We start from the raw sequence: 15685 nt of genomic DNA, 5'->3' as shown, positions 1-15685 counted from the left end.
AAAGATATGTAATGTTAAACTATAAAGTTATGATTGTCAATGGTTTGAATTTTGTAAATCCGTATTAATTTCGCAGCAGTCATGAATGCAGAATTTATCATTAGTCAGCTGGAGAAAAATCATCAGCTTTTCAAGGTTTTTTTGGAACTACACGAACATGAATTTATCAGGTGGAAGCAGGCTCCCGAAAAATGGTGCATGCTAGAAATTGTCTGCCATTTGTGCGACGAAGAACGGGAAGATTTCAGGATGCGGGTGGATCTGGCCTTACACAGGTCCTCCGAAGAATTACAAGCCATTGATCCTCAGGGTTGGGTGCAGTCCAGAAAATACATGGAGCAGGATTATTTTGAAAAAGTCAAGGAGTTTATGCACGAAAGGGAAAAATCAATTCATTGGCTTAAATCCCTGAATGAACCGATCTGGGACGCTTTCTTCACCCATCCAAAATTGGGCAAGATGACAGCTTATTACATTTTAAGCAACTGGCTGGCACACGATTACCTGCATTTCAAACAGATCCTTCGTCTGAAATACGATTATCTGGCCAAAGTAAGCTCCGTTCACCTGAATTATGCCGGAGATTGGGTGTAGATTTTAGACTGTATTCACGCTCCAGTTTTTGATTGCCCGATCCGTCGTTTATCTTTGCACCTGTGGCAAATCTTTATTTGCCAATCCTTACCCCCACTCACACTCAAAACCACACACACATTCACACCCACTCCAACACCCTCTCTCACTCACCCACTCCTACACTCCTACACTCCTACACACCCACCCACACACCCCCGCCTGACTAACGTCAGTCGGGCAGGCACACCCACACCCACACCCACTCTCACACTCACACTCACACTCACACCCCCGCCTGACTGACGTCAGTCGGGCAGGCACACTCACACCCACACACTCACACACTCACACACTCACACCCACACACTCACACCCTCACACCCACACCCATGCCGAATTCGGGGCGTAGCGCAGCCTGGTAGCGCACACGTCTGGGGGGCGTGGGGTCGAAAGTTCAAATCTTTTCGCCCCGACTTGATTATCAAGGAGTTATAACAGTACAATTTATAACTCCTTTTTTATTTGCATATAAATTGAATAAAACGCCAATTATAATCAGCTTCGAGGCACTATGTCATTCAAAATATCTCAATACTCCCACTAAACTTGGATTAACTCTTAATGGGACTAATATTTAACTCATAGTCTCAAATATTTAAATGCAAGCCCAAATTTGTAACTTGGACACCTAATTTCATTATGAATTGGTATATATCATTCCGAAATAATATTTATGAAGGTATCTAAAAAGAAACTTTCTTGTTTAATTAAATTTCGCCAATATTGGGAAAAATGGCATTGTAAGCTTCCCCTGATTTTGGACCATTCAGAAATAGAGATTTAAAATTAAACATTTTCTAAAAATTCAATAGGAGATTTGTTGTTTAATGAATCATGAGGCCTATAATTTATGAATTGTCTTATATAAAATATCAATTGCTTTTTCAGTCTCTTTAATATTCATCCATCCAAATCCCATTCTATTAGAGTTCAATTTTTTTTCAGCAAGTGCGTCATGAACTAAACCACTGGAAAGTACGATGCCTTTTTCTCGCAACTTAGCAGATAATTCAGGTAAATTAATTTTCTTGTCGTACTTCGCCCAAATAGCAAGACCACCATCCGGCATTTTAAAGTCAATTGCTTCTCCTAATTTATCATTCAGTAATGCACACATATGGTTTCGCCTTTGTTTATATTCCTTCAAAGCCTTTTTCATATGTCTTCGGATCTCCCCCTCAACAAATAATTCTGCAATTGCTTGCTCCAATAAGGGATCACCTTGCACATCTATTATTTGTCTGAGTTTAGCTAGTTCTTTAATTAGGTTGACCGGAGCTGCAATATATCCAATTCTAAAAGCAGGTGCAATAGTCTTACTTAATGTTCCTATATAAACTACCATTCCTCTTCTGTCTGCACTGGCCACAGGCAAAATTGGATTACTCTGATAATGGAAATCATAGTCGTAATCATCTTCAAGTATTATAAATCCATATTGTTCAGAAAGCGATAATAATTTCATTCTTCTTGCAGCACTTAAAGTAACTGTGGTTGGAAAATGATGGTGAGCAGTTACATAAACAGCTCTGATTTTTCTTTTCTTGCAAATGCTTTCGATTTGATCTACATCAATGCCTTGATCATCAATTTTTATTTTAACCAATTTAGCCCCGGCATGAGTAAAAGACTTACAAGCATAATAATAGTCCACTTCACCTACAATGACTAAATCATCTTTCTGCAGAAGTACTTCACTTAGCATGTAAATAGCCATTTGGCTGCCCCTGGTAATGAAAACATTGTTAGGGGTGGTGTTCATCCCTCTTGAAACATTCATGTCTTCTGAGAGAACTTTTTTTAGTAATTGCTTCCCTTCAACATCAACGTATGATAAATTAAGGAAGCCTGCTTTACGATTCAATACCCTTCGATAGGCTCTGGATAATTCTGTGGTCGGCACTAATCTGACATCTGGTCCATCATGAAAACCAATCATTTCTCTAAAAGTACCTGATGGCGTATGAAGCTGGTCGTTTACCTTGATCTTATATTCGGTCTGATCAACATTGAGAAGTCGATAGTGAATCGAGCTGAATTTTACAGGTGTTGTTACGGGTAGATTTTCACTAACAAAAGTACCACTATAGGGTTTCGAGGTAATCCATCCTTGGGCATCCAATTCACTGTATGCGTTTACGACTGTTTTGCGATGAACTTTCAATAAACTGCAAAGCTCCCGGCTGCTAGGCATTTTTAGATTAGGCTTTATAACTCCGGATTTAATACCTTTTATAATACAGTTGGCTATTTGCAGGTATATCGAGACATGCGAACGACTGTCAATTTCTATCATGGTTTTCCATGGCAACATAAGTGGACTATTTAAACTGTTTAATCTGGACTATTTAAGTAGTCCAAAGTTAACTAATTTTACTCAAAATAAATGGAAAATAACAAGCTCGTTAGGAGAATCCGTAAAGAAAGATATTGGTTTGATTTATTTGTAAGATAATATATTTAACAAAATGATCTCAAAATTAACTATCAATCCAATGCCCGAATATTTCGACCGCTATTCAAATTTGGTCGAAGCTGATAACTTACTTAATGCTTTTAGTCACTCCCATAAAACGATAATGGATATAGATATATGCAGCCTCAAAAACATTGGTCTCAAAACATACGCCCAAAATAAATGGACTGTTAATGAGATCATACAACACATCATAGATACAGAACATATCTTCTGTTATAGAGCACTATGTTTCGCCCGTAAAGACACCACACCATTGCCGGGTTTCGATGAAAATTTATTTGCTGAAGGATCATTTGCAAATAGTAGATCGTTAACGGATATAATTGATGAGTTTAAGACGTTGCGAATATCAACGTTTCAATTGTTTAAAAGTTTTGATGGATCTGTATTGGAAAATACAGGAGTTTGCTTTGATAAAATCATTTCTGTAACGTCAATAGGCTTTGTAATAATCGGTCATCAAAACCACCATTTTAAAATAATTAAGGAAAAATACGAACCTCTGATTTAAATATTTAATTAACTGCACATGAAAAATCTCAATTATATAAAAGCCTTATTGTGTATTGTACTTTCCTTTATTGGAGTTTTAATAATTGATATTGCCATAAATACGTTATTACTCAGACAAAATTGGATCGAATCAGAAAAAATTTGGTTACCACTTGAAACAATGAATAGACTGGTCCCGATAGCCTGGATATTTTTTAGCAATCATCAAAATCAAAGGGTTTATTTACATAAGATTCATAAAGCACATTCTAAATTCCGGAATTATTTTATGCTTGTTAATGGACTCGGCCTTTGAGTTTGGAGTATTGGGTCTAATTCCTATTGTACCTTGGCCTAAAGCTTTGATATTCGGTATGGCGTTGCAACTAATTATTGTAGACATCTTAACAGGAATTGTTTTAAGTAAATTTTATCAATCTAAAATCAATTAATAGAAAATGAAGAAAATCTTAACCATAATTGTTCTTTTTTGGGCTCATCAACCTGCCATATTATCTCAAACAGATTTTATAAATGATAACGTACAATACAAAACCCTATACCCGGCAGATTTAAGAAAATTCCTGCAGGAAAACCCGACCTATGTATTAATTGATGTCAGAAGTCCAGGAGAATTTGCAGATACAAGCAGATTCGGAAATCTGAACCAAGGGAGGATAATAGGTGCTATTAATATTCCAATCGATTCAATAGACAAGAACATGGACAAATTAAAATCATACATGGGTCAACCCATTGTGCTCTATTGTTCGCATAGTCAGCGTAGCCGCAGAGTTGGAAAAAAACTTTCCGAAAATGGATTTAAACAACTTTACAATTTAAATGGTGGAATGACTTGGATGAATCAAGCCAACGAGAAATGTTTTCCCGGAAAAGAAGATTTGTTAACTACTAATTTACCCTACCAGCTAATATCAGTTACAGATGCGTTTTCACTCTATAAAAAAAACAAAGAACTTGTGATCGTAGATATTCGCTCAGCAGTACAATTTAACTGTAAAGATACAATTGAGGCAAATAACCTGGGTCGTTTGCGTAATTCAATAAATCTTGCCGAGAAAGACGGAAAAATTGATTTAGAGAAATTACTTGAACATAAAAGCAAGAAATTACTGATTTATGATTTGTATGGTCAAAAAAGTGGTATCGTTTCAAAATATTTGATTGAAAATGGATTTCAAAGGGTATATAATTTAATGGGCGGGCTTAACGCAGTTTATGTAAATACTGAGTCAGGGAGCAAATACAGAAAGTCCTTTCTTGAGAATGAGCCAAACTACAAAATCATTGGGGCAAAAGAATCACTCAAATTAATAACAAGCTCCAAAAATATTATTGTTCTTGATGTAAGGACTCCTGAAGAGTATAATAATAAATCAAAAGAACTTTGGAGAAATATTGGTAGAATTAAAAACTCAAAAAATCTTTTACCAAATATCAGCTCTATAACTGCCCCTGCTATTCCGGCTGATAAAAAGTCATTGATTTTCATTTGTGGTTCAGATTATAAAGCGTATTATTTCAGTAAACTATTAAGGGAACAAGGTTATACCAATATTTATTGTCTTTCAAACGGAATATGGAGCTTAGTTTATAGCCATTCAAATATTCCTGGATTTGAATTGGTGGTTGAAATTTTTGAAAACCATACTGATATGTTTTAAGAATGAATTCAGTTAGAAAATATAAGATAGTTGCAATCAAAATAAGTGATGCAAATAATTTCTTTGATCTGGTACAAAATAACAGAGAAAGTTTTGCTCGTTATTTTCCTCATATAATGAAGGGAACAAATGATTTAAAGGACACAAATAAATTGAATCGGTATAGAATTAATCTCGAAAAGAAAAATATTCAATATTACTATTCAATAACTTTAAAGTCCAATAAGCAATTTATTGAATGTATTTCACTCCGCGAATTTAATTGGGAAATTTCAAGTGCCAAAATTGGTTTTTTTATCGATCGTGAATTTAAAGGAAGAGGTATAGCCTCTGCAGCACTTAAGGCCATGGTGAAATATGGTTTCAAAGAAAAAAAACTTAATAAGCTGATATTGCGAATTGGAGCCGAAAACAAAGCCTGTAAAAGAGTTGCTGCAAAGAATGGAATCAAACTCGAGGGAGTCCTTAAAACTGATTACAAAACTTACTATAACGTCATAGTTAATATTGCATATTATAACATTTTAGTAGCTGATTAAAAAAAGTCAAAATAAAATGAATATAGAATCCAATGATAAAATCTCAATTAGAAGAATTGAAGAAAAAGATATAACTTCAATCGTAAATTATTTCTTAAACGCCAGTAAAGATTTTCTAAATGAAATGGGTGTAAATCCTGAAAAATTGCCTATGCGGGAAAACTGGATTCAAATGATTTCTGATGATCTTTTATTACCTGTGGAATCACGCAAATTCTATTACCTCATATGGCTTTTTAATGATAAAGCCATTGGACATTCTAATCTCACAAATATTGATTACAATAAAGAAGCATTTATGCATTTACATATGTGGGACGCAACAAAAAGAAAAGCTGGTATAGGTACGGAATTAATTCGATTATCACTAAAACATTACTTCGAAGATTTCGGAATCAAGAAACTGCATTGTGAACCCTTTACTTTAAACAATGCACCAAATAAAGCTTTAGAAAAAGTCGGATTTGATTTTATCAAAGAATACACAACAACCCCGGGTTGGATATGTTTCGAACAGCCGGTTAAAAGATGGTTGATGACCGCTGAAAAATTTAATTTGCTTAAGCAATTGCAACCAATCTTAACGGGTGAATTTGTTTATTTAAAACCAATATATGATTCCAGTTTTGAAGATCTTTACAGGGTAGCTTCCGATCCTCTTATATGGGAACAGCATCCTAACAAAAACAGATACAAAAGAGAAGTCTTCAAAGTTTTTTTCAAAGGGGCACTTGAATCCCAAAGTGCATTTCTAATTTATGATAATGCATGCAACTTGATTGGTTCAACTAGATATTACGACTTAAATCTAAACGAAAGCTCCATTGCAATTGGCTACACGTTTATATCAAGGTCACATTGGGGTAAAGAGTATAATAGAGAAGCAAAAAAACTCTTATTGAATCATGTATTTTCGTTTGTCGACAATGTTATTTTTCACATTGGTGAAAATAATATACGATCTCAAAAAGCCATAGAAAGAATTGGTGCCGTAAAAATTGGTGCACAGGAAATGTCTTATTATGGTGAGGACAACAAACTGAACTATGTATATCAAATAAATAAACAAAACTGGAATAAAAACTGACTGTTAATGAAATATAAAATAAGAAGAGCAACTAACAAAGATATTCCCGAAATTAAAAACTTAATTTTTGGTGTTTTGCAAGAATATGGATTAGTTCCCGATGAAGAAGGGCAGGACAGTAGTCTTTCCAATATCGAAGCAAATTATTTTGGAAAAGGAGGATATTTTGCTGTACTTGTAAGTTTTGAAAATGAAATTGTAGGCACTATTAGCGTGGTAAGAGCCGCTAAAGGTGAGTTTGAATTAAGAAAAATGTTTCTCAAAAAGGAATTAAGAGGAAAGGGTTTAGGAAAACTGATGATGAATTTTATTTTACAATATGCAAAGTCTAATCAATGTAAAAAAGTAACTCTCGATACAATTAACGTTCTTCATGAGGCAATTGGCCTTTATAAGAGTTATGGATTCAAACCGGTAAAACCAAAGATTATTAATGATAGAATAGATCAAACATATGAATTAAAACTTTAATCAAAATGAAATTTACAGTTGAAAAATCAATCGAAATTTTGGAGCGTACTCCTATGGTCTTAGAAACATTACTTTTTGGAATTTCAGATGATTGGTCAAAACCCAATGAAGGTGAAAACACATTTTCTCCTTTTGATGTCGTAGGTCACTTAATTCATGGAGAAAAAACGGATTGGATTCCGCGCATGAACATAATTCTTGCAGATGATCCTACGGCAGTTTTTGAACCATTCGATAGATTCGCACAGTTTCAATATTCCCAGGGCAAAAGTTTAGATCAGTTAATTAAAGAGTTTAATAAATTGCGTAAAGCCAATATTAAAATTCTCCAATCAAAAAACCTAACCGAAATTGAACTCGTCAAAAGAGCTCAGCATCCATCACTGGGGGTGATTACTCTTAGTCAGTTACTCGCAACCTGGACAGCCCATGACTTAGCCCATATTGGTCAAATAGCACGTGTCATGGCTAAGCAATATAGATTGGAAGTTGGGCCTTGGGAGAAATTTCTTCCAATACTTAGTCGATAAAAATTATGTAATATTCACAACTTATAAATGAATTGCAAACTAACCAAAAAGTAATAAAGAATTTATTATCCGGTTTAGACAGCGATGTAAATTTATGGAGGACCCAACCCGATAAGTGGAATCTGCTTGATATTATTTGCCATTTGGTAGATGAAGAACGTGAAGATTTTCGGTTTCGATTAAAGCATGTTTTGCAAACACCTCAAAAGGAGATGTCTTCAATTAATCCTGTGGCATGGATTACAGAAAGGAAATATCAGGAGCAAAATTTCAAGAAAGTATTAGCTAATTTTAATGCTGAACGTAAAATTTCAATAGACTGGCTTAACAAACTTTCAAATCCAAAATGGGAGAATTTTTACAGTCATCCTAAATTGGGAATCTTATCAGCAACCATGTTTCTTCAAAACTGGGTAGCGCATGATTATTTACACATCCGTCAAATTGTTGGCATTAAGTTTCATTATTTAAAATCTAAATCCAGGGAATCACTAAACTATGCTGGTGATTGGTGATATTAAAAGAGAAGAATATGAGTATAAATATAAATTATAATTGGAGCAGGTTCGTGAAACGAATTCCGGTTAAAGCGAATAAAAAAGCTATTTACAACGCATGGACAACTCGTGTAGGGATAGAAAGTTGGCTTCTGAGAAAAGCTGAATACAAAAATTCAGAAGGAAGAATATTAACTGATAATGAGCAAGTATCTATAGGAGATACTTATAAATGGCTCCGGCATGGATACGGTGATGAAGAAATGGAAAAGGGCACCGTTTTAGAAGCTAACGGACTCGATGTTTTCCGATTTGTATTTGGAGTTGAAGGCATAGTAACAGTGAGGATCATCAATGCAGAAAATGAAACTATAGTCGAATTAATCCAGGAAGAAATTCCAACTGATGAATCTTCGAAAGTCAGATATTATCTTGGATGCTCAATTGGCTGGACATATCATTTGACCAATCTCAAATCTATTTTAGAAGGAGGTATAGATTTAAGAAATAAGAATAATAAATTGAAAAATGTGATTAATTCATAATGACAAAAAATAAGGTCGATATTATTCAATATAATCTTGAACACCGCCTCAGATTCAAGGAAATCAACGAGCAATGGATTTTAAGTCGTTTAGAAATTGAAGAGGAGGATATAAAAACATTTGATAATCCAGATCAATACACAAGCAATGATGGAGGTAAAATATTTATCGCACTTGTAGATAATTATCCCTTTGGTACATGTGCATATCTTTATAAAGGTGATGGTAAGTATGAGAAGATAAAATTAGCTGTTGATGAAAATTATCGCAGGCATAAAATTGGCTATAAGATTTGCTTGGAATCACAGGAAGCAATAAAAAATATCAGAGCTAAGCATATTTTCCAGTTTTCAAATATAGAGGGTTGCACGGTGGCAATTCAACTATACAAAAAGTTGGGATTTATAGAAGTTCAGTTTCAGTGCTCAGGATTTCAAAGAACAGACACAAAAATGAAATTATCCTTTTAAATGAAACTTCTCGCCACTACAGATTATTTTAAATGCACGGAGTCATTAAAAGAAGTCAAGATTAATACTCTTTTCGCAATTTCAATTGTACAGCAAAAATTGCAGGGTAAAATTTATGTTGATGATACTAATAAACCGTCAACATTCTACATCATTCATCCCTATGGTATGAGCCTACTTTTCGGGAACTACAGCAACAATGAGTTTAATCTTGAATTTTTAAATTACGCTTTAAATCATTCCTCTCAACGGGAAAGAACAGAATGGATTCAGGCCTTTCCCTGGCAATGGGATTTAGTTCTAAAAGAATTATTTGGTGACAATCTCATTACATCTAAAGAAGCAGAAAAGGAAATCATTAAAAGGCCAATTGAATTAAATACCAGATTGAATTTTGCTTTTAACGAACAGAAATTTCGGTCTCAAATAGTTCTTAAATCTCATGAGGATGTTAAGATTGTAAGGACAAATTCTGATCACTTAAAGTCAATGATAGGCACAGTTACTCCTCTCAACTTTTGGAATAATGAAACAGATTTCCTTACAAATGGAATTGGATATAGTGTGCTTTTTAAAGATAAACTTGCAGCTATAGCATTTTCAGCCTTTATTCAAGACAATTTTCTTGAAATAGGTATTGAAACAATGGAAGAATTCAAAGGAAAAGGATTTGCCTTTTTAGCCTGTTCCACGTTAATAAATTACAGTCTGGAAAATTCACTTATTCCTGTTTGGGCTTGTCGACTTGAGAATTACGGTTCATATAAATTGGCAGAAAAACTCGGCTTTGAAATTTCTTTGAGAATCCAGTATTATAAAATCAATTTGTAATCCAAAATACGAAGCACCCATCAAAACATAATATCAATGAAAAAAGAAAGAATCTTTGCCGGCACAAGTTTAATATTCGGGTGCATATTACTTATTATAACAATGGTGTTGCACCCTAGTGGAGGTTCAATAGAACACATTCTTAAAGTCAAGACCATTATAGTTGTTTCGCATTCCATTGCAATTATTAGTTTGCCCTTCATTTGTTTTGGTTCATGGGGTCTAACAATACTATTAAAAACCTCATCACAGCTTTCTTATTTTGCTTTTATTTTCATTTGTTTTGGTTTGGTAGCAGCAATGATAGCAGGTACAATAAATGGCATAACATTGCCTTTGTTTCTCTCAGAAAATTCAAGTACTGATCCTTCACAAAATCAAATGCTGAAATACGTTTGTTCTTACGGCAACTTCATCAATATACCCATGGATTATATAATGATCATTTCATTTTCCATCACAATACTTATATGGTCTTTCCTGATTATAAGAACAAAAAGATTGTCGAGATACATTGGCTTCTTTGGCATTATTTTAATAGTACTTGGAATGTTACTGCTGTTTAACGCATTTAACCTTGTTAATCTTTTCGGCTTTTCCATTTTCATTTTAGGTATTTCAAGTTGGATTATTTTAGTTGGTTATAATCTTGTAAGTTGTAAAGTGCCTAATGAAATAACCAGTAATTAAAGCAATGTTCACCTCCTCAACATTTGCAAATGAAAACGACAACTGTTAATAGTGAATTTTGTAAACTCTCAAACATTGGTACACATTTTTTAAACAATAAGGTAAAAGGCTCCGGGGGGCCAACAATTATTCTGGAGGCAGGTGGAGCAAGTTGGTCGATGGATTGGTACTCGGTACAAAATGAGATTGCAAAATTCCCCACTGTATATTCGTACGATAGTGCCGGATTATGGTTTAGTAAACTAAGTCCCGAACCAAGAACTGCAAAAGCTATAACTAATGAATTACAATTGCTTTTATCAAAAGAAATCTTACCAAAACCATATATTATTTTTGCAGCATCATTTGGTGGTCGCATTGCAAGAATATTTTCACACCTCAACAAAAAAGATGTTTTAGGTCTGAATCTATTAGTTGCTTGTCATGAAAAAATAAATGATCTCATGCTTCCGAAATGCACTCAATTTAAAAAAAAAGGGTTTGCTCGTACAACGCTTCCTCCTGATTATTTCTAAACTAAAACTTATGAAACTATTTGGTAAAATGATGGTGACAAAATATTTACCTCCTATAATAGATAAGTTGCCTCTTAATTTACGTTCCATTTATCTAAAACAAGGTTATCAAAGAAATTTCTTTAAGACATATTTAAAGGAATTTGATGCTATCAAAGAAAGTGTTACAGAAGTTCATCAGTTTGGTAATTTTCAAGATATTCCTTTAATAATTGTTTCTCATGGAAAGCCTAACTTGTTTTCAGGCTTCCAAAAAAATAAGGGTAATTCCATAGAAAATTCCTGGCAGCATTTACAAAAAGACCTAACCAAACTTTCCAACAAAAGTAAATTAGTCATTGCCGAAAACAGCGGGCATCCAATTCAAATTGATCAGCCCAAATTAATTATCCAATTAACTCATGAAATGATAGCTAAACTAAACAAATAATATATGAACCAAAAATTTCAATCAAAGCAGGAAATAATCATTAATGCACCCATAGAAACGGTATGGGAGTACAACATGGATCTTTCCAAAATTCCTGATTTTCATCCCACAGTTAGTAAGGTAGACTTAATATCGAATACGCAATTTCGTGAAACAGGTGTCAGTTACCAATGTAATATTGTCAATTCACAACACAAATGTGTTGAGAAAGATATTGAGATAATTCCCCATAGCAAAATTGTTACAGTTTTCCCATCAGATACAATGGGACTGAGCAAGCTCTTGCCTGATTATATTGTCGAAACCAATTTCATTAAGGTTGATGATAGATCAACCCGAGTGGAAATTTTACACTATTACTCAAGCTCTAAATTAAAGGTGATGATATTAAACTTTTTTATCAAACGAAAAATGGCAAAGCAAACGTTAGAGATGCTTATAGGAATGAAAAAGAAGATTGAAGAAGAGATGTCGTTGAACTGATTTTTCGGGTAAAAATATTCATTTAATCTATGGACTACCTTAATTCAATTATCTGGACTATTCAAGTAGTTCATAACAATCTAACTTTGTAGCTATCTCAATTGAAAATAGCATGGAATTACACAAAAACGCAGTATCGTGGGTAGAAATACCGGTAACTGACTTTCAAAGAGCAAAGAAATTTTACAGCACCATTTTCAATTATGAAATGCCTGAAATGGAAATGGGTCCTAACAAAATGGGCTTTCTTTTATTTGATCAAGAAAACGGTGGTGTTGGAGGCGCAATCGTTCAGGGTTCCAAAGGTTATACGCCAACAAAACACGGTGTAAAAATTTACCTCAATGGAGGGTCTGATTTAAATAACGTTTTAAACAGAGTAGATGCTGCCGGCGGTAAAATAACCCTACCTAAAACACCAATTGGCGAAAATATGGGATACATGGGATTTTTTACAGATTTGGAAGGCAATGAAATTGGATTGCACTCCAATAACTAACCACTAATTTTTACTTCGATGAAAAATATTCTTTTACTATTGCTGATTGCGTTTTCTATTCAGAACTCATTTGCACAACAAACTTTAAAAATGACTGATAAAGCGATAATAAAAACGGCAACTGTTGATTGTTCATTGGATTCACTTTGGCGGAAATGGACAACTCATGAAGGGCTTCTGACCTTTTTTGGCCAGGACAATAAAATGGAATTAAGACCATATGGTCCGTTCGAAATTTATTTTTCAAAAGACGCACCAACTGGTAAAAAAGGTTCAGAGGGTTGTACCGTACTTTCGTTCATCCCAAAAAGAATGTTTTCTTTCAGTTGGAATGCACCTCCAAGCATCAAAGACTCACGTGAGTCAGGTTATCATACCTGTGTTGTTGTAGATTTTAAGGCTTTAGAAAATAATAACTCCGAAGTTATTATAACGCATACTGCCTGGCCTGAAGGCGCACATTGGGATAAAACTTACGAATATTTTGATGCCGCATGGAATAAGGTTTTAGAATGGCTTGTTGAAAGCTGCAAGAAAAAGTAAATTCCAAACTTTATTGTTTACCAAGCAAGAATGTGTCAGGAAAATACTTTTATAAAACCGGATGGAAGCAATAAAACTGCAGTTTTAAAAATATTTAATGAGGTAACAAATCTATTGGTTGATTTCATTTCTTCTGCCGATCAAAAACCGGTTCTTCCCTCAGATGAACAACTAAACAAATTCAACTTTGAAATTCCTATTGCCCCTCTTAATAAAGAAAAACTTCAAGAGGAACTTGTTAATGTCATTAACATGAGTATGAATCCTGCAAACCGGGGCTACATAGGCCACATGGATAGCTTGCCATCAACCTATTCTATCATAGGCAGTCTTTATTCAGCAGCACTAAACAACAACATGTTTAGTCTCGAAATGTCTCCTTATTTTACCCGATTGGAATATGCATTACTTAAACAGTTTTCAGATTTGTTTGGTTTGCCTTCATCGGCAACAGGTATCATTGTTAGCGGAGGCACCTTATCAAACATTCAGGCCGTTATTACAGCGCGTAATTATTTTCTTAAGAGCAATGATGGTGATCTATCAAGGAGCAAAGGCAAATTGGTGCTTTTTGCAAATGAACATGCTCACGTAAGTATTAAAAAAGCATGCATGATAGCAGGTCTGGGTATTGATAGTTTAGTATTAGTTTATGCTGATGCAAACGGTAAAATGAACACGCAGGATTTAATATTCAAAATTAATAATACCATACAAAATGGTCAAAGTCCATTTGCGGTTGTAGCAACAATTGGTGCTACCGTTACCGGTAGTATTGATCCGATAGAAGAGATTGCTGAAATTTGCAAACAATATAACTTATGGCTACATACCGATGCAATTTATGGCGGAGCTATCATTTTATCTCAAACCGAAAAACACAGATTAAATGGAATTGAAAAATCAGATTCAATTTCTTTTAACCCTCAAAAGTGGATGCACATAGCAAAAACCTGTTCCATGCTCATGTTTCGTGATCAGGATATTTTACAAAAATATTTCAGCATGAAAGCATTTTATACCAAAGAACAGGATCAATACATTAATCTCAGTGAACTCAGCATACAGGGAACCAAACACGCTGAAGTATTAAAACTTTGGTTGAGCATTCTATCTATTGGTTTGTCAGGTTATGAGAAAATGATCGATCGCTCCTATGCAATTACAAAACAATTTGTTTCTGTTATCAAACAAATACCGGAGGTGGAATTTGCAAGTGTGCCTGAAATGAACATTCCAACGTTTCGTTTAAGAGCATCAGAAGAGACAAGAAGTAACCAACTCAATAAAGAATTTAATGAATACGCAATCCGTGAGCATAATTTATTTTTCTCACTTCCAACACACAATAACAAATTATGGCAGCGTACAATTTTATTGAATCCATTTATTGATGATGAAACTATAAACAAAGTAGAAAAAGTCATTAAATTATTTATTTACAAAACACAACGATTTTCAAATGAAAACGATTTCAAAGTCTAAACCTTTAAAGAGAATAAAAAGTCAATGGCCATCGAGAAATCGTGGGCTTTTTTATTTGTAGTCACAACAGGTTTACATTGATAAGAAAAAGGAGTTCTCTCGTGTCCGGTTCTTCCAAAATAATCGTGGGTGCGCACATTAAGAAATTTCGATTCCAAAATCGAATTACGATGCATATCGCGCGCTTATTTTTATCATATTACATTGATTTACAGATACTATTAAACCATATTGAATTATATAGAACCAAATAATACACGTCTGGGGGGCGTGGGGTCGAAAGTTCAAATCTTTTCGCCCCGACTTAAAAGTTGGCAGTTAACAGTTGGCAGTTTGCAGCTTTAACTGCCTTTTTTATTTCTCCTTGATCCTCGAAATTTCAAATGCTGAAAAAACAGTTGGCAGTTAACAGTTGGCAGTCATTAGTTGTTAGTTGCTAGTTGGTAGAAGTTAGTTGGTAGTTGTTAGAAGTTAGTTGATAGATGTTAGTTGTTATTAAGGTTTGGAAAGAGGTTATTTAATCTAACATATGTTAGTTTAAATTTAGAATGCAAATTCTTCGCTTTAAGCTTTTCGCTTCAAGCTTTTTCGCTGAATTACAATCCTTCCACCCTACAAGCCTAAAAACCTACATCCCGATAAAATTGCATAATATTTTAGTAAAGGAATAATTCTCTATATTTTATCGGGACTTCAGGCCTAAAAGTCCAAAAAGTCTAAATGCCTACACGCCTATAAGCCTAAATGCCTACATGCCTAAACGCCTCCATGCCTATAA

20 protein-coding genes and 1 tRNA gene are annotated in these 15685 nt (G+C 34.3%); 19 read left to right on the top strand and 2 right to left on the bottom strand.

The features are described 5' to 3' along the window. The first annotated feature begins 81 nt into the window (after nt 1-81). Nucleotides 82-594 (top strand): DinB family protein, encoded by a 513-nt coding sequence (locus IPM34_06205; GenBank protein ID MBK8955133.1) that lies wholly within the window; start codon nt 82-84, stop codon nt 592-594. 381 nt (nt 595-975) lie between these two features. Further along, nucleotides 976-1049: transfer RNA gene (locus tag IPM34_06200), tRNA-Pro, on the top strand. A 428-nt stretch (nt 1050-1477) separates the two neighbouring features. Here the strand turns inward: IPM34_06200 and IPM34_06195 are convergent. Continuing rightward, nucleotides 1478-2950, bottom strand: a complete 1473-nt coding sequence (locus IPM34_06195) for a PLP-dependent aminotransferase family protein (protein ID MBK8955132.1) — start codon at nt 2948-2950, stop codon at nt 1478-1480. Between the two features lie 154 nt (nt 2951-3104). Between IPM34_06195 and IPM34_06190 the strand changes: the two genes are divergently transcribed. The 17 genes from IPM34_06190 to IPM34_06110 all read left to right on the top strand — a co-directional run bounded on the left by IPM34_06190 (nt 3105) and on the right by IPM34_06110 (nt 14907). Then, nucleotides 3105-3626 carry a DinB family protein gene (locus tag IPM34_06190; protein MBK8955131.1) on the top strand — a complete coding sequence of 174 codons (522 nt, stop codon included), beginning with the start codon at nt 3105-3107 and terminating at the stop codon, nt 3624-3626. Between the two features lie 439 nt (nt 3627-4065). Beyond that, nucleotides 4066-5292 carry a rhodanese-like domain-containing protein gene (locus IPM34_06185; protein MBK8955130.1) on the top strand — a complete coding sequence of 409 codons (1227 nt, stop codon included), beginning with the start codon at nt 4066-4068 and terminating at the stop codon, nt 5290-5292. A gap of 2 nt (nt 5293-5294) precedes the next feature. Then, a complete protein-coding gene (locus tag IPM34_06180) occupies nt 5295-5831 on the top strand; it encodes a GNAT family N-acetyltransferase (protein ID MBK8955129.1) in 537 nt (178 codons plus the stop codon). 16 nt (nt 5832-5847) lie between these two features. Continuing rightward, nucleotides 5848-6918 (top strand): GNAT family N-acetyltransferase, encoded by a 1071-nt coding sequence (locus tag IPM34_06175; protein ID MBK8955128.1) that lies wholly within the window; start codon nt 5848-5850, stop codon nt 6916-6918. A 6-nt stretch (nt 6919-6924) separates the two neighbouring features. Next, complete coding sequence (locus IPM34_06170; GenBank protein MBK8955127.1) at nt 6925-7389, top strand: GNAT family N-acetyltransferase; 465 nt, start codon at nt 6925-6927, stop codon at nt 7387-7389. A gap of 5 nt (nt 7390-7394) precedes the next feature. After that, nucleotides 7395-7919 (top strand): DinB family protein, encoded by a 525-nt coding sequence (locus tag IPM34_06165; GenBank protein MBK8955126.1) that lies wholly within the window; start codon nt 7395-7397, stop codon nt 7917-7919. Between the two features lie 32 nt (nt 7920-7951). Next, the gene (locus IPM34_06160; GenBank protein MBK8955125.1) at nt 7952-8434 is read left to right on the top strand and encodes a DinB family protein; all 483 of its coding nucleotides are present in this window, start codon (nt 7952-7954) and stop codon (nt 8432-8434) included. Nucleotides 8435-8451: 17 nt separating this feature from the next. Further along, nucleotides 8452-8961 carry an SRPBCC domain-containing protein gene (locus IPM34_06155; GenBank protein MBK8955124.1) on the top strand — a complete coding sequence of 170 codons (510 nt, stop codon included), beginning with the start codon at nt 8452-8454 and terminating at the stop codon, nt 8959-8961. Next, nucleotides 8961-9431 (top strand): GNAT family N-acetyltransferase, encoded by a 471-nt coding sequence (locus IPM34_06150; GenBank protein MBK8955123.1) that lies wholly within the window; start codon nt 8961-8963, stop codon nt 9429-9431. The genes IPM34_06155 and IPM34_06150 overlap by 1 nt, the downstream gene beginning before the upstream one ends. Next, entirely contained in the window at nt 9432-10262 is an 831-nt protein-coding gene (locus IPM34_06145; GenBank protein MBK8955122.1) for a GNAT family N-acetyltransferase, read from the top strand. Nucleotides 10263-10298: 36 nt separating this feature from the next. After that, a complete protein-coding gene (locus IPM34_06140; GenBank protein MBK8955121.1) occupies nt 10299-10952 on the top strand; it encodes a hypothetical protein in 654 nt (217 codons plus the stop codon). Between the two features lie 29 nt (nt 10953-10981). Next, nucleotides 10982-11467: an alpha/beta hydrolase gene (locus IPM34_06135; protein ID MBK8955120.1), complete on the top strand. Its 486-nt coding sequence runs from the start codon at nt 10982-10984 to the stop codon at nt 11465-11467. Nucleotides 11468-11477: 10 nt separating this feature from the next. Further along, a complete protein-coding gene (locus tag IPM34_06130) occupies nt 11478-11897 on the top strand; it encodes a hypothetical protein (GenBank protein ID MBK8955119.1) in 420 nt (139 codons plus the stop codon). A 3-nt stretch (nt 11898-11900) separates the two neighbouring features. Continuing rightward, complete coding sequence (locus IPM34_06125) at nt 11901-12380, top strand: SRPBCC family protein (protein ID MBK8955118.1); 480 nt, start codon at nt 11901-11903, stop codon at nt 12378-12380. A gap of 112 nt (nt 12381-12492) precedes the next feature. After that, nucleotides 12493-12879, top strand: coding sequence for a VOC family protein (locus tag IPM34_06120; GenBank protein MBK8955117.1), 387 nt, complete (start codon nt 12493-12495; stop codon nt 12877-12879). 18 nt (nt 12880-12897) lie between these two features. Next, nucleotides 12898-13422 carry an SRPBCC domain-containing protein gene (locus IPM34_06115; protein ID MBK8955116.1) on the top strand — a complete coding sequence of 175 codons (525 nt, stop codon included), beginning with the start codon at nt 12898-12900 and terminating at the stop codon, nt 13420-13422. 30 nt (nt 13423-13452) lie between these two features. Next, complete coding sequence (locus IPM34_06110; protein ID MBK8955115.1) at nt 13453-14907, top strand: aminotransferase class V-fold PLP-dependent enzyme; 1455 nt, start codon at nt 13453-13455, stop codon at nt 14905-14907. On the opposite strand, the gene IPM34_06105 is transcribed toward IPM34_06110, so the two are convergent. Then, on the bottom strand, nt 14904-15083 hold the full coding sequence (locus IPM34_06105) for a hypothetical protein (protein ID MBK8955114.1): 180 nt from the start codon (nt 15081-15083) through the stop codon (nt 14904-14906). The genes IPM34_06110 and IPM34_06105 overlap by 4 nt on opposite strands. Nucleotides 15084-15685: the final 602 nt, after the last annotated feature.

Source organism: Saprospiraceae bacterium, from assembly GCA_016716185.1.
Taxonomy (GTDB): Bacteria; Bacteroidota; Bacteroidia; order Chitinophagales; family Saprospiraceae; genus Vicinibacter.
This window is presented reverse-complemented; position numbering and strand designations above follow the sequence as displayed.

Bases quoted from the DNA above. Each gene is read 5' to 3' on its own strand.
- IPM34_06205 (MBK8955133.1), top strand. From the start codon at position 82: ATGAATGCAGAATTTATCATTAGTCAGCTGGAGAAAAATCATCAGCTT.
- IPM34_06195 (MBK8955132.1), bottom strand. From the start codon at position 2,950: ATGTTGCCATGGAAAACCATGATAGAAATTGACAGTCGTTCGCATGTC.
- IPM34_06190 (MBK8955131.1), top strand. From the start codon at position 3,105: ATGATCTCAAAATTAACTATCAATCCAATGCCCGAATATTTCGACCGC.
- IPM34_06185 (MBK8955130.1), top strand. From the start codon at position 4,066: ATGAAGAAAATCTTAACCATAATTGTTCTTTTTTGGGCTCATCAACCT.
- IPM34_06180 (MBK8955129.1), top strand. From the start codon at position 5,295: ATGAATTCAGTTAGAAAATATAAGATAGTTGCAATCAAAATAAGTGAT.
- IPM34_06175 (MBK8955128.1), top strand. From the start codon at position 5,848: ATGAATATAGAATCCAATGATAAAATCTCAATTAGAAGAATTGAAGAA.
- IPM34_06170 (MBK8955127.1), top strand. From the start codon at position 6,925: ATGAAATATAAAATAAGAAGAGCAACTAACAAAGATATTCCCGAAATT.
- IPM34_06165 (MBK8955126.1), top strand. From the start codon at position 7,395: ATGAAATTTACAGTTGAAAAATCAATCGAAATTTTGGAGCGTACTCCT.
- IPM34_06155 (MBK8955124.1), top strand. From the start codon at position 8,452: ATGAGTATAAATATAAATTATAATTGGAGCAGGTTCGTGAAACGAATT.
- IPM34_06150 (MBK8955123.1), top strand. From the start codon at position 8,961: ATGACAAAAAATAAGGTCGATATTATTCAATATAATCTTGAACACCGC.
- IPM34_06145 (MBK8955122.1), top strand. From the start codon at position 9,432: ATGAAACTTCTCGCCACTACAGATTATTTTAAATGCACGGAGTCATTA.
- IPM34_06140 (MBK8955121.1), top strand. From the start codon at position 10,299: ATGAAAAAAGAAAGAATCTTTGCCGGCACAAGTTTAATATTCGGGTGC.
- IPM34_06135 (MBK8955120.1), top strand. From the start codon at position 10,982: ATGAAAACGACAACTGTTAATAGTGAATTTTGTAAACTCTCAAACATT.
- IPM34_06130 (MBK8955119.1), top strand. From the start codon at position 11,478: ATGAAACTATTTGGTAAAATGATGGTGACAAAATATTTACCTCCTATA.
- IPM34_06125 (MBK8955118.1), top strand. From the start codon at position 11,901: ATGAACCAAAAATTTCAATCAAAGCAGGAAATAATCATTAATGCACCC.
- IPM34_06120 (MBK8955117.1), top strand. From the start codon at position 12,493: ATGGAATTACACAAAAACGCAGTATCGTGGGTAGAAATACCGGTAACT.
- IPM34_06115 (MBK8955116.1), top strand. From the start codon at position 12,898: ATGAAAAATATTCTTTTACTATTGCTGATTGCGTTTTCTATTCAGAAC.
- IPM34_06110 (MBK8955115.1), top strand. From the start codon at position 13,453: ATGTGTCAGGAAAATACTTTTATAAAACCGGATGGAAGCAATAAAACT.
- IPM34_06105 (MBK8955114.1), bottom strand. From the start codon at position 15,083: ATGCATCGTAATTCGATTTTGGAATCGAAATTTCTTAATGTGCGCACC.